At 46.6% G+C, this 13,090-nt stretch carries 12 protein-coding genes; 6 read left to right on the top strand and 6 right to left on the bottom strand.

Annotated elements, in window-relative coordinates; genetic code table 11:
- Positions 1-127: 127 nt before the first annotated feature.
- The 3 genes from NLX78_RS20830 (at position 128) to NLX78_RS20820 (ending at position 4,618) form a co-directional block, all read left to right on the top strand.
- Positions 128-2,032: a beta-glucoside-specific PTS transporter subunit IIABC gene (locus NLX78_RS20830; RefSeq protein ID WP_254351423.1), complete on the top strand. Its 1,905-nt coding sequence runs from the start codon at positions 128-130 to the stop codon at positions 2,030-2,032.
- A 243-nt stretch (positions 2,033-2,275) separates the two neighbouring features.
- A complete protein-coding gene (locus NLX78_RS20825; RefSeq protein ID WP_254351422.1) occupies positions 2,276-3,673 on the top strand; it encodes an L-cystine transporter in 1,398 nt (465 codons plus the stop codon).
- A gap of 246 nt (positions 3,674-3,919) precedes the next feature.
- On the top strand, positions 3,920-4,618 hold the full coding sequence (locus NLX78_RS20820; protein WP_069291426.1) for a queuosine precursor transporter: 699 nt from the start codon (positions 3,920-3,922) through the stop codon (positions 4,616-4,618).
- A gap of 65 nt (positions 4,619-4,683) precedes the next feature.
- Here the strand turns inward: NLX78_RS20820 and NLX78_RS20815 are convergent, their stop codons facing one another.
- Together NLX78_RS20815 and NLX78_RS20810 are read right to left on the bottom strand one after the other, a co-directional pair.
- Positions 4,684-5,772 carry a M24 family metallopeptidase gene (locus NLX78_RS20815; RefSeq protein WP_254351421.1) on the bottom strand — a complete coding sequence of 363 codons (1,089 nt, stop codon included), beginning with the start codon at positions 5,770-5,772 and terminating at the stop codon, positions 4,684-4,686.
- Between the two features lie 72 nt (positions 5,773-5,844).
- Positions 5,845-6,573: an MBL fold metallo-hydrolase gene (locus tag NLX78_RS20810; RefSeq protein ID WP_254351420.1), complete on the bottom strand. Its 729-nt coding sequence runs from the start codon at positions 6,571-6,573 to the stop codon at positions 5,845-5,847.
- Positions 6,574-6,776: 203 nt separating this feature from the next.
- On the opposite strand from NLX78_RS20810, the gene NLX78_RS20805 reads away from it, so the two are divergent.
- A complete protein-coding gene (locus NLX78_RS20805) occupies positions 6,777-7,289 on the top strand; it encodes a GNAT family N-acetyltransferase (protein ID WP_061829070.1) in 513 nt (170 codons plus the stop codon).
- Between the two features lie 121 nt (positions 7,290-7,410).
- On the opposite strand, the gene NLX78_RS20800 is transcribed toward NLX78_RS20805, so the two are convergent.
- From NLX78_RS20800 to NLX78_RS20790, 3 genes are all read right to left on the bottom strand, one after another.
- Complete coding sequence (locus NLX78_RS20800) at positions 7,411-7,845, bottom strand: threonine/serine exporter family protein (RefSeq protein ID WP_061829071.1); 435 nt, start codon at positions 7,843-7,845, stop codon at positions 7,411-7,413.
- Between the two features lie 20 nt (positions 7,846-7,865).
- Positions 7,866-8,621: a threonine/serine exporter family protein gene (locus tag NLX78_RS20795; protein ID WP_061829072.1), complete on the bottom strand. Its 756-nt coding sequence runs from the start codon at positions 8,619-8,621 to the stop codon at positions 7,866-7,868.
- A 112-nt stretch (positions 8,622-8,733) separates the two neighbouring features.
- Complete coding sequence (locus NLX78_RS20790) at positions 8,734-9,588, bottom strand: hypothetical protein (protein WP_254351419.1); 855 nt, start codon at positions 9,586-9,588, stop codon at positions 8,734-8,736.
- A gap of 359 nt (positions 9,589-9,947) precedes the next feature.
- Between NLX78_RS20790 and NLX78_RS20785 the strand changes: the two genes are divergently transcribed.
- Entirely contained in the window at positions 9,948-10,679 is a 732-nt protein-coding gene (locus NLX78_RS20785) for an HAD family hydrolase (RefSeq protein WP_254351418.1), read from the top strand.
- 137 nt (positions 10,680-10,816) lie between these two features.
- Positions 10,817-11,497, top strand: a complete 681-nt coding sequence (locus NLX78_RS20780; protein WP_061829075.1) for a protein kinase family protein — start codon at positions 10,817-10,819, stop codon at positions 11,495-11,497.
- A gap of 85 nt (positions 11,498-11,582) precedes the next feature.
- On the opposite strand, the gene NLX78_RS20775 is transcribed toward NLX78_RS20780, so the two are convergent.
- Positions 11,583-13,001, bottom strand: a complete 1,419-nt coding sequence (locus tag NLX78_RS20775) for an NAD-dependent malic enzyme (protein ID WP_134903719.1) — start codon at positions 12,999-13,001, stop codon at positions 11,583-11,585.
- Positions 13,002-13,090: the final 89 nt, after the last annotated feature.

Raw genomic sequence — 13,090 nt, 5'->3', positions numbered from 1 at the left:
AACCAGAAGGCAAAACCTGAATGCTGAAAGAAGATTGGCTTTTTATAAAGCTGTCTGCTTTCTGTATTCAGGTTTTTTTATTGCCCATTTTCGCATTTTATACCTTAAAAGAAAAGAGGAACACCTCATGGATCGAAATCAATTATCCAAAGAGATACTTACACTGGTTGGTGGTGAAGAAAACGTAGAGCAGGTCATTCACTGCATGACCCGCTTGCGCTTCAACCTTCATGATGATAAGAAAACTCAGAAAGAGCAGTTGCAAAAAACGAATGGCGTCATGGGAGTCATGGAGAGTGGTGGCCAGTTTCAGGTTATTATCGGTAATGATGTAGCTAACGTGTACAAATCGTTGGTAAGCAATATGTCCAAGGCTCCGCAAAGTGACTCAGGAGCAAGCACTGCATCGAAGAAAAAACAAAACCCGATCAGCAAACTGTTCGACTTTATTGCGGGTATGTTTACACCGATTTTGCCAGCGATCACCGGTGCAGGTATGATCAAAGGGATCATTGCTCTTTTAGTGGCAATGAACTGGATGTCCGATAAGAGCCAAACCTATACGATTTTAGCGGCAATAGGTGACGGTGCGTTCTATTTCTTGCCTATTATTCTGGCCGTGAGTGCTGCTAGAAAACTCGGCAGTAATATGTTTATCGCGGCGGCGGTAGGAGCTTCTATTTTACATCCGGACATTACAGCATTACTGGCATCTAATGTGAAGGTTAGCTTTATTGGCCTTCCGGTGACAGCGGCCACGTATTCGTCGACCGTTATTCCAATCGTTATCGCTATCTGGCTGGCGTCCTATGTTGAAAAATTCATTGATAAGTATACTCATGCATCATTGAAATTGCTTGTTGTCCCAACACTGAATCTATTGATTATTGTACCTTTGACATTGATTGCTGTAGGACCGTTAGGCTCTATTATTGGTAATGGCCTGTCGGGTGGTATCTCTTGGTTGTTTGAAAATACAGGTGCACTTGCAGGCCTACTGCTAGGCGGTACCTTCTCCCTGATCATTATGACAGGTATGCACTACGCGTTGGTTCCTATTATGATTGGTTCTATTGCAACGTTGGGCTTTGACTACATGATTCCGATTATGGGAGCGGCTAACCTGGCACAGGCTGGTGCTGCACTGGGTGTATTCTTAAAATCCAAAAATGCCAAAGTCAAAACAGTGGCTTTCTCGACGAGCTTGACGGCTATTATGGGTGTAACTGAGCCTGCAATGTATGGTGTGAATATGCGGTTTAAAAAACCATTTACGGCTGCGTTGATCGGCGGAGCTGTCGGCGGGGGCTTTATGAGCTTGTTTGGCACAAAAGCGTATGTCATGGGTGGACTCGTTGGTGTGCCTGGCCTGGCGATGTTTATTGGACCGACTTTCTTGTACGCAATCCTTGGTCTCATTATTGCATTTGTGGTTGCTGCGATTGTTACCTATTTGATCGGCTTTACAGATGAAAAGAACGAAGAAGCACCACAAGCAACAACAGACGCTGCCGGAGACATCTCTACTGATGAAATAGCACAATCTGCTGTATCCTCACTGCCGAAAGGTGAGAAAATCCCGGTATACAGCCCGATTACGGGTGAAGTTAAGCCGCTCAGTGAAGTCAATGACCCTGCATTTTCTCAAGAAATTATGGGTAGAGGTTGGGCTATTGAACCATCCGAAGGCCGGGTTGTCTCCCCAGTTGAGGGCACAGTGTTCTCCATTTCCAAAAGTGGGCATGCTGTTGGATTGGTGAGTGATTCAGGACTTGAAATGCTCATTCACGTTGGGATGGATACGGTTAAGCTAAAAGGACTTCATTTTACGCCTCATCTTAAAGCAGGAGATCGTGTGAAGGTAGGAGACCTCGTGCTGGAGTTTGATCTGGTGGAAATCCGCAAGGCTGGTTATGAAACGATAACGCCTGTTATTGTTACGAATGTAGCTCAGTTTAGCGAGTTGGAGTCCGCTGGTAATCAGCATAAAGTGGTTAAGGAACAGGAACTGTTATACACAGTGATCGTCTAACGGCTGAATAACAATTTTACGCCTAAGTTGAATGCGAATTGTTGTGTTCAGGACAAAAAACAGCAAGCCTTCGAAAGATGAAGGCTTGCTGTTTGGCGTTTTCGATAAAATCCAAATTTAAAGCTGCTTAACTATTTTATTGTTAGAAAACCTACAAAAATAGTTGGTTTTGTGATATAGTATTCTTCGGATTGAAGGACACCTTATAAAACATATTAAGTATAAGTTTGGAGGAAATAATACATGGATACCTTCTTTATTATTTTAAATGTAATCGTGCTGCTTTTGCTGCTAGGCGTATTGGTCTGGATGCAGAAAAAGCACATCTCCTTTACAAAAAGGGTATTTGCCGGACTTGGCTTCGGACTGATCTACGGGGCTATTCTACAGTATTCTTATGGTGCAGGCTCAGAGGTCATTACAAAATCGGTTGATTGGTTCAACCTCGCAGGTAACGGTTATGTCCGTTTGCTGCAAATGGTCGTTATTCCGCTTATCATGGTGTCGATTATTTCGGCTATTATGAATTTGAAGGGAAGACAGAACCTTGGCAAAATCAGCGTGTCCATTATTGCAGTACTACTGATTACAACGGCAATTGCTGCTTCAGTTAGTATTGTAACCAGCCTGTCGTTTGACCTAAAGGCAATTGAGATTCAAGGTGGGGAAAAGGAACAAGCACAGGGCTTGAAGATGGAAGAGCGCCTTGGAACAGTTCAGGACATGACCATTCCACAGCAGGTGCTGGAATTTATTCCTTCAAATCCTTTTGAGGATATGACGGGAGCACGTCGTACGTCGACGCTGGCGGTGGTTATTTTCTCGGCCTTTATCGGGGTGGCTGTGCTCGGATTGGATCGTAAAAAACCGGAACAGGCGCAAACCTTCCGTAAGGTGATTGATGCAGTGTACGCTGTAGTGATGCGGATTGTAACGCTGGTGCTGAGATTGACTCCTTACGGCATTTTAGCACTGATCACTAAAGTAGTAGCTACGACCAATCCAGATGAAATTTTGAAGCTAATCAAGTTTGTGCTCGCTTCTTATGTGGCTCTGTTGGTCATGTTTATCATTCATCTTATTTTGCTGGCCTTGTTCGGCTACAATCCGGTGACGTATGTGAAAAAGGTATTGCCTACACTGGTTTTTGCTTTTACTTCTCGTTCCAGTGCGGCGACCATTCCGTTAAATGTTGAAACACAAACGAAAAAGCTTGGTGTGTCCGACGGCATCGCGAATCTGTCTGCGACCTTGGGAGCGACTATTGGGCAAAACGGCTGTGCTGGTATTTATCCGGCAATGCTGGCGGTTATGATTGCTCCAACCGTGGGTATTGATCCAACGAGCTGGGATTTTATCCTCACGCTGATTCTGGTCGTTACGGTCAGCTCGTTCGGCGTGGCGGGTGTAGGCGGTGGTGCCACTTTCGCTTCCCTGATCGTGCTTTCTACCATGAATCTTCCAGTGGCATTGGCAGGATTGCTTATCTCAGTCGAACCGTTGATTGATATGGGACGCACAGCGTTAAATGTCAATGATTCTATTACTGCAGGTCTCATTTCAGGCAAGGTGCTCAAGGAGAACGATCAAGACGTATTCAATAATCATGGTATGGATTTGGATGCAACGGCACACTCTTAAGTAATGATAAATGAAGGGTGTACGATCAGTCTCATATCCCATCTGGCCTATATAACACACGTACTGTATGTACGCTGTACAAAGAGCCGGCCATAAGGTCGGCTCTTTGTATTGAGTTTAGGGCAGTGTAAATTATGGCTGTTCACAAATCCTAATCTATGATACATTAAAATAATGTTTTTCCGGCTTGCTTCGGATGAACCGCGGTTCGCAACCATCCCGCGCTATCAAAACTAGGAGGATTTCATGTTTAATCTGTTATGGGGGGCAGCTTTTGTCCTCGTCAATTTTATGTTCTTTTTGTTATGTTTTCGGTTGTTCGGTAAAAAAGGGCTGTACGCCTGGATTGGTGTTGCTACTGTACTGGCCAACATTCAGGTAACCAAAACGATTGATCTGGTCGGCATTACCACGACATTGGGAAATACGATGTATGTTTCTATGTATATGGCCAGCGACTTACTGAATGAAAAATATGGGCCTAAAGAAGCGCGTAAAGCTGTGTGGTTCGGCTTTTTCACTCTGATTATGACGACGATAACGATGCAAATGGTGCTGCAGTTTCAGCCTACTGCAACGGATTTTGCCCAGACACCGATGCAACAGCTGTTTGGATTGTTGCCAAGACTTGCGCTTGCCAGCTTGACAGCCTATGCGGTCAGTCAATTGCTGGACGTGCGTCTGTACGCCTGGATTCGCAAGTTCTTCCCGGAACGTCATCAGCTCTGGATTCGCGGCAATGGCAGCACGATGATCAGCTCGTTTATAGATACGCTCATTTTCTGTACTATTGCCTTTTACGGTTATGCGTGGGGGATATGGCTCGAGATATTATTCACCACCTACATCTTAAAATTTGTACTGACCGCGGCGGGTACACCCATTTTGTACATCGCACGCAATTTCCGCTTTATAGAAGAGGAGGGGCAAACCCTCAAGCCATGATGGCTTGGGGTTGCCCCTCCTTTTTCATCCTTTTTTACATACCAATATAATGAATAGCGATGGGTTTATCCGAGCACTGTCAGTTCTTTTGGAAAAGAGGTAAGCACTTCAACACCATTAGAGGTGACCAAAACGTCATCTTCAATCCGCACACCGCCGAGGCCTGGCACATAGATGCCGGGTTCGATGGTGAACACGAAGCCTTCATGAAGCAGATCGCTATTGCCTCCGTGTACAGATGGATATTCGTGAACACTCATACCAAGGCCGTGTCCAACTCGATGGTTAAAGGCAGGGCCGTATCCAGCGGCTTCAACAACAGCCCGTGCTGCCTGATCTACGGATGCGCAGGAAACTCCCGGGCGAATGGCGGCAATTCCCGCTTCGTTCGAGCGAAGAACCGTATTATAAATCGTTTCCAGCTCAGCCGTCAGCTTTCCAAAAGCAAAAGTACGCGTAATATCCGAAGCATAGCCATCGGAATATACGCCCATATCAAACATGAGCAGATCGCCAGGCTGTAGCTTGCGGGTGCCCGGAACACCATGAGGCAAGGCTGTTTTGGGTCCAGACAGCACTGTCGTGTCAAAGGACGGGCCATCTGCGCCGATTTTTTTCATCTGATATTCGATTTCGGCCACCAGCTCGACTTCCGTCACTCCTTCGCGCACATGGGTGAGGCCGTGGCGAAGAGCATCTTCCACCAAACGAGCTGCATGTTTCAGACGTTGTACTTCCTCAGGAGTTTTTCTCACACGCATTTCTTGAAGCACAGGACCCAGATCCACATATTGAGCCGCGCCAATAGCAGTATGTAACTGTTCATAACGGAGGACGGAGACGTGCTCCTTTTCCAGCGCGAATGTTTTCACTCCGGTGCCTGTACGTTGACGCAACAGATCATATGGATTGTCCGTATCGGTGTGGGTGGATATACGAGTCACAGAAGAAGCAGCTTGGGCGGCTTCTGCATCCAGAGCGGGTACGATCAGTTCTGGTTCTTGGTCTCGAAGCAGCACGAGACCAAGAAAACGCTCATGCGGATCACTAGCAAAGCCCGTCAGGTAGTAAATATGTTTGGGATCGGTCACAAGCAGGCCATCCCAAGATTGTGATTTCAATTCATCATATAATCTTGTAATTTTATCATTCATAGAGTCTCATTCCTTTCTGTCCATGTATTCATTATAGCTCTTATTACATCATAATTTATAGCTTTGAATGGCTTACTCTCTTGCTTGACTTAATGTTTGCAGACGTGCTTGTACGTTCTGATCATAGTAGCCGCCATGGTAGCAGATTACCTTTTCAACATCCAATACCGTCAGCTTTTCGAGGCTCTTCAGAGCCAATGGCATATCCGGCGTAGCCGACTCAGCGGGACCGACCAGTTCACCTTCGACTACCAGCAGTTCATCTGCCGCCAATAGTAGCTTTTGTGCGGGCACATACAAGCTGATATGCCCGGGCGTGTGACCGGGTGTATGAATAATCTGTATGCCCCCACCATAAGGCAGATGCTCACCGTCCTCAAGAATATGAGCAAAGCGCAAATCTGGCAGGCGGCGAATCATATCCTCTGCTTGCTGCTTGAGCACAGTATCCATTTGTTTAATCCGTTCCGCCGTCAGCTTCACAAACGGTCGTTCTCCTGTCATGTAAGGAACGTCATCCTTATGGGCTAACAGGGCAGTATTCGGCAGCAGATCCAGCAGTGCATGAACATTTCCGATATGGTCAATATCCTGATGTGTTAAAATAATTCTTTTCACGCGGCTGATATCCTCACCCACATCTGAGATAGCCTTGCGTAATGGCTCAAATTGGCCGAGCATTCCCGTGTCAATCAGTGTAAGTCCATCCTCGTCCTTGAGCAGTACAGGATAAATAGTCGTTTTTCCAAAAAAAGATTCCATAGGTATTTCCAAAATCAAGAGTTGAGTTCCAATATTCATATTAAGCTGCTTCAGAATCCTTGACTCCGAAACATACCTCCCGTCTCATCGTGTTAAATCGCTTTCCCCGTTTTTATTTTTCCTTATCTTCAAGCTCTATTATAAAACCCTTTGGGACTAATCCGCAAAACAACTCGATATGGCTGATCGGGCGCTTGTCTTGTACAATAAATAAATCACACCATAGGAGGCGGATACGAATAATGAATCAGGACCAATCTTTTTCCATTGAATTTGCGTGCAGAGAGGATCTTCCCGATATTGTGGATATTTATAATTCTACGATTGCAGGACGAATGGTCACCGCAGATCTGGAACCGGTGACAGTGGAGAGCCGCATTCCATGGTTTGAGGCTCATCAGGAGAACCACCGCCCTTTGTGGGTTTTAAAGCAAAAGGGGACAATTGCCGGTTGGGCCAGCCTTCAGTCCTTTTATGGGCGTCCAGCTTATAACGGTACAGCAGAAATTAGCATTTACGTCCATGAGGATTCTCGTGGAACCGGAACAGGAAGTCGACTGGTACAGCATTTGCTAAATGAATGTCCGAGACTGGGGATTACAACGTTGTTGGGATTTGTTTTTGGTCATAATGAGCCAAGTATTGGGCTGCTGCGGAAGTTTGGTTTTGAGCAATGGGGGTACTATCCGCGTGTAGCTGTGCTGGACAGCATAGAGCGAGATTTGGCGATATTGGGCAAGCGAGTGGATGAATAATAGTTTATGACAGTTAAATATTTTTTTGTAATGTGTACAGAAAAAGGCTGTTTCCAAAATCGTCTCTACACTGCGGATGATTTTGGGAGCAGCCTCTTTTATTTTGCTATTTTCATCGCTTTTAACGCTGAGGTCTAAAACGTATGTTGTGAAAAATTTGATTAAGCACCTCAGAGAGCACCAAACCGACAGCAATAGCTCCTGCGATCATCAGCGTGCTCAGGGCCAGCTCCAGTGCCTGAGGATAATGTTGTTGTACGAACTGGCGCATGGCATTATAGGCCATTCCCCCTGGAACGAGCGGAATCATGCCTGCTACGCTGAAAATAATCACAGGCATTTTGTACAGCCGCGCAAAGCCTTGACTGACGATGCCGATGAGGATCGTTGCTAAAAGGCTGGCGCTCACAGGTCCCATGCTGTCCGTGGTTGAATAATAGACCAGCCAACCTAGCATACCAACAAAACCACATTGCAGCAGCGAGCGCCGGGGGGCGTGGAAAAGTATGCCGAAACCAGCGGTGGCAATAAAGCTTGTGAATAATTGTGCAAGCATAGACTTGAATCTCCTCCGAATCACATATAAGAAATGATAACCGCAACGCCAGCTCCAATGCCGAAAGACGTCAGGCAAGCATCGGCTCCCTTGGAAAGACCCGAAACAAGGTGCCCTGACATTAAATCACGAATGGCATTTGTAATTAACAAGCCTGGAACCAGTGGCATGACGGAGCCAATTATAATTTTATCCATCATCTGTCCCCAGCCTACTATCGTTAACAGAGCCGCCAGCAAGCCGATTAGAAAAGATGCAGAAAACTCTGAGAAAAACTTGACCTTAACGAGCCTGTGAAAATACTGTACGGCTGCAAATCCGATACCGCCGCATAACACAGCTGCGGGGAAGTCTCGCCAGACACCACCAAACATAATCATAAAGCAACCGCTGGCCAACGCAGCAGCCATCAGCTGTACACGGTTGGAATAGCGGAGGGGGCCACGCTCAATCTCCGCAAGCTCCTTGACGGCAGCGCGGGGAGACAAATCACCTGTGCTGATTTTACGTGAAATGGAATTGACCTCTGTCACCTTGTGCAAATCGGTGGTCCGCTCTACGATGCGGATGAGCTTGGCAGGCTCCGAATCATTAATGGCAAAAAAAATCCCAGTTGGTGTTACATAGCTATGGGACTGGGATATGCCATAGGCTGAAGCAATGCGGGACATCGTGTCTTCAACACGATAGGTTTCGGCTCCATTTTGCATCATCAGTTTGCCCGCCAACAGACAAACTTCAATGATTTCAGGAGTAGGATAGGAATGATTATTCATACTCGCTCTCTTTCATTCGTACCGGGCCGTTCGACCCTATTATTTTCATTTATTGTAGCACAAAAAGCCGCCTTTTCAGAGGCGGTTATGTTAGGGGGGATCGAAGTTTTCGTCAAGATTCTATCATATCGGGAATAACGGTATAGTAGGACTCTTCCAGATATGTTGCGGCCTCAGATAGGCCCATCAACTTAAGCTGTCCAGCTACAAAAGCACGAAGGGCAGAATGGGTGAACAGATGCCGTGTCTGGGCATCCCGAATAAAGGCCAGTCTGGCTTCACGCGAACCGTTATAGAACAATTCACGTACAGCTTCGCCTTGTTGTTCCCAAAGGAAAGGCTCCGTTACGGTCAAGAGGGTACTTTCCATAGAAGAGCTATGTTTCGCGGAAGAAGATACCTGAATGCCCAAGCCGTTCAGCGTAGGAGCTGCTTCATTGTGCTTCCGTTCTGCTCGCAAGCTGTCGATATAGGCAGCCATATCCTGAATCGGTTCGATACCAAATCGTTCCCGAAAGCATTCGCGTACAAACGCGGTGCGTTCATCTACAAGCTGAGGCAGTCGCTGACCTGCATGTCCAGAATAGTCGTCTCCGCTGGCGTAGTATCGTTTTAATGAACTGTTCTCTGTATAAACAACGCTTAAAAAATCCTGCAAATGACGGGCAACCACCCATACACCCGTCCAATCGACGGGAGATACGCATACGATAGGGGCCTGTGAAAGGTCCTTTTCAAGACCAAAATCCGTTAAAAAGCCATAATGTATTCCGTCCACTCCTGCGTGGGCAAAAGGAATAACATCTGGTGGTGTAGCCATATATCGTGGCGCGCGGCCCTGCTCCATAATCAATCCCAAATCAAAACTCAGAGAATGCCGGTTCGCTTCGAGCTCCTTTTCAAATTCTATAAGTGTCTCAATCAAAGGTGTAGCTGATCCATAGGCTAGGTTAGAACCGGAATCCATCGTGTATGCCTCCCTTATCCAATACATCCATTAAAGCGTTCATCCCTAAAAGGTACGTGATTTTACACGAAATGTAAACCTGTATGACGAATATTTTCAAAAATGTGACCTTTTACCCGTGTGTTGTCAAATAAAACGCTTTCGAGCAAAGCAGGACAAGATACCTATGTTAGCTCGGTAGAGAAGTAAAGTGGGTTTGCGAAAATGCGGTCTTTTCAGTGTATGTTAGCAACCGTGAAGTGTGATTGCAGGATGCGCGGTGTGAAGGACAAGGTGCAACGTAACAGGCCAACGGGTATAATATCAGGACAAGGTGAAAAGGAGCGTCATCCGAAGATTTAACAGAAAGAAGTGGGCATATGAACTTGCAAAAGAAGGCTGTTTTTTTTGATGTAGATGATACGATGTACGATCATTTGCACCCTACACGCGATGCATTGCGTACAGTATTAGGATTAAGTGAGCGTTTTCCTTATGAGAAAGCCTACCATCGTATTCGCTATTACAGCGATGTACTGTCGGCTAAGGGAGGACTATTGGAGGGGAAGGCAGGGCCGGATGAACTGGATGAGATGAGGGAAGGCCGTTTCATTCTGGCTTTACAAGAATTCGGGGTAGAAATTACCCGTGAGCAGGCAGTACATGTTCAGCAAGAATACTTGGATCGTCAGTACCGAATTGAGCCTTTTGAGGGGGCTACCTCGTTAATAAATGATTTGAGCTCAGCTGGCTTTTTAGTTGGATTAATTACAAACGGTCTTGAAGAACACCAGATGAGCAAGATCAAGGCGATGGCGTTGGAAAATCATGTTGCGGCAGAGCATATCTTTGTATCTGGGACCGTTGGCTATGCCAAGCCTGATCCGCGCATCTTCGAAGTAGTGAATGAGCGGACAGGAACGTTAGCAGAGCATTGCTGCTACATTGGGGATTCCTGGCGTAATGACGTGGCGGGAGCTATAGCTGCAAATTGGCAGGTGATCTGGTTCAATCACAGGAATGCTCCCCCGGAAACTGATGTGCTGGGGGACTATAAAACAGCAGCAAGCTATGCAGAGTTAAGAAGGTTGCTGCTGCCGGACGCTCGTTAGACACGGTACATACCGTATTTTTTAAAAGAATCAACCTATTTTGAAGCCATTCCAAAAGATAACCCGTAATACTATTTATCTGTTATAGAACTAACTTCATTGGTAAAGGTTTAGAACAGAGAAGGAGGGGATCGCGCATGGTAGAACAATGGAGGCAGGCAGAAGACATCATAAGTCAAGTGACCGTATACAGTACGGAGGATAATGATCCGGTTACCATTAAAACAGCCACTCAAGACGTCCGCTGTATTGGCATCGGGACTGATGCGGCCGTATTTACGATCGATACGTTGCCAGGCTACGCGTTCAAGGTGTACTCAGACATGGCGATCGAGAAAAAAGATGCGGAGGCCGACGTATATGAGCGTTTGCGAGGGTCTGACTTTTTTCCTCATTATTACGGAAAAGGCGACAAGTATATTGTCATAAGTTATGAATCCGGTATTACGCTGCTGGATTGTTTGCTGCAAGGAATTCCTGTGCCAGAGCAGGTCATTCTGGATGTGGAAAAGGCGAGGGAATTTGTCCGGTCCAAGGGGCTGAATCCCCGTGATATTCACCTCAAGAATGTACTTATGCAAGACGGGCGTGCCAAGGTATTGGACGTGTCGGAATACGTGAAGGAAGGCGATGACAAGCGCTGGGAGCATTTGGTGTGGGCATATCATACGTTTTATTCCGGTATCTCGGAGGTTAAGGTTCCCTCATGGATTTTGGATACGATTAAAAAATGGTACTACAAGCTGGATAACTCCAACTTTAATTTGGAGGAGTTTGCTCAGCGTGCCAGTCAATTGTTCTCTAAATGGAGGTCATAACCGCTGTAAAGATAACGGATATGCAGCTTGATCTCTCGATAGCAAAAAGGATTGCACCCGCATTTAGGGGAGCAATCCTTTTCTTTTATCTGAAATCCCGGGGCACTCTTCTGGCTGTACCGCTCGCAATCGCAGCTTGGATCACCTTTTCACGTACCCGTTGAACCGCACTCTCGTTAAATACACCTGGGATAATATACAACTTGTTTAGTTCTTCAGGACGGATCGTGCCTGCGATGGCCTCTGCGGCCGCCAGCTTCATCTCTTCGTTGATTTCACGGGCACGGCAGTCGAGCGCCGCTCGAAAGATGCCAGGGAAACAAAGTACATTGTTAATTTGGTTGGGATAGTCCGAACGTCCGGTGGCGATGACACCTGCAATGTCCTCGACGTCCTCTGGCGCAATTTCAGGAACCGGGTTAGCCATAGTGAACAGCACCGGGGCTTCTTTCATACGTTTCACGTCTTCTCGTTGCAGTATTCCACCTGCCGACAGACCGATAAACACGTCAGCGTCCTTCAGAACCTCGGACAGCGTGCCAGACAGCCGTTCAGGGTTGGTATGCTGCGCATACCAGTTCCACATCGGATGCTCGTATGTTTCATCAGCTGTAAGAGCCCCATGGCGGTCTACGCCAATGATGTTGACAGCCCCTGCAGATAGCAAAATTTTGGTGCAAGCCACACCCGCAGCCCCGATACCACAGACGACAATTTTGACGTCAGACAGGGCTTTGCCGACAACTTTGAGCGCATTGATCAGCCCTGCGTATAAAACGACAGCTGTACCGTGCTGATCGTCATGAAAAACAGGTATGTCCAGCTCTTTACGTAACCGCTGTTCAATCTCAAAGCATCGTGGCGATGAAATATCCTCCAGATTAATACCGCCAAAAGCTGGGGCCATTTGCTTAATGGCCTTAATGATCTCTTCGGTGTCCTGCGTATCCAGACAGATTGGAAAGGCATCGACGGAGCCGAGCTGCTTGAACAGCATGGCTTTGCCTTCCATAACCGGCATGGCTGCATAGGGACCGATGTTACCTAGCCCGAGGACAGCGCTTCCGTCAGAGACGACAGCGACCGTGTTGCGCTTGATCGTCAAACGGAAAGCTTTGTCGGGTTCCTCGTGAATCGCCATGCATACGCGTGCCACATCGGGGGTATATACCCGGGATAAGTCATCGCGGTTTTGAATTGGGACTTTGGGCTGCATTTCAATTTTGCCTCCGAGGTGTAATAGGAAGGTGCGATCAGAGATGGATAATACTTTAACACCTTGTGCTTTTTTAATTCGGGCAATCATACGGTCGATTTCTGCTGGATCGGCAATGGTAACTGTAATATCCCTCACAGTGACCTTCTCAGAGGTGCTAATGACGTCAATGGCAATCACATCTCCGCCATGTTCGTTTACCAGCGTAATCAATTGACCAAATTGGATGTGCCCGGTGGAAATTTCCAATCGTAAAATGATGTTTTTACCGCCAATACCGCCTTGCATACAAATTCCTCCTTTGTTTTCCATAACAAAATCATACGTAGAATCAATTGATTGCGCTTACAATAAGGAACGGATGTAAAATCCATGCT

The organism is Paenibacillus sp. Lou8.1, assembly GCF_024213565.1.
In the GTDB taxonomy this organism is placed as follows: domain Bacteria; phylum Bacillota; class Bacilli; order Paenibacillales; family Paenibacillaceae; genus Paenibacillus; species Paenibacillus polymyxa_B.
This window is presented reverse-complemented; position numbering and strand designations above follow the sequence as displayed.

Coding starts and splice junctions, on each gene's coding strand:
- NLX78_RS20830 (WP_254351423.1), top strand. CDS start 128: ATGGATCGAAATCAATTATCCAAAGAGATACTTACACTGGTTGGTGGT.
- NLX78_RS20825 (WP_254351422.1), top strand. CDS start 2,276: ATGGATACCTTCTTTATTATTTTAAATGTAATCGTGCTGCTTTTGCTG.
- NLX78_RS20820 (WP_069291426.1), top strand. CDS start 3,920: ATGTTTAATCTGTTATGGGGGGCAGCTTTTGTCCTCGTCAATTTTATG.
- NLX78_RS20815 (WP_254351421.1), bottom strand. CDS start 5,772: ATGAATGATAAAATTACAAGATTATATGATGAATTGAAATCACAATCT.
- NLX78_RS20810 (WP_254351420.1), bottom strand. CDS start 6,573: ATGAATATTGGAACTCAACTCTTGATTTTGGAAATACCTATGGAATCT.
- NLX78_RS20805 (WP_061829070.1), top strand. CDS start 6,777: ATGAATCAGGACCAATCTTTTTCCATTGAATTTGCGTGCAGAGAGGAT.
- NLX78_RS20800 (WP_061829071.1), bottom strand. CDS start 7,845: ATGCTTGCACAATTATTCACAAGCTTTATTGCCACCGCTGGTTTCGGC.
- NLX78_RS20795 (WP_061829072.1), bottom strand. CDS start 8,621: ATGAATAATCATTCCTATCCTACTCCTGAAATCATTGAAGTTTGTCTG.
- NLX78_RS20790 (WP_254351419.1), bottom strand. CDS start 9,588: ATGGATTCCGGTTCTAACCTAGCCTATGGATCAGCTACACCTTTGATT.
- NLX78_RS20785 (WP_254351418.1), top strand. CDS start 9,948: ATGAACTTGCAAAAGAAGGCTGTTTTTTTTGATGTAGATGATACGATG.
- NLX78_RS20780 (WP_061829075.1), top strand. CDS start 10,817: ATGGTAGAACAATGGAGGCAGGCAGAAGACATCATAAGTCAAGTGACC.
- NLX78_RS20775 (WP_134903719.1), bottom strand. CDS start 13,001: ATGCAAGGCGGTATTGGCGGTAAAAACATCATTTTACGATTGGAAATT.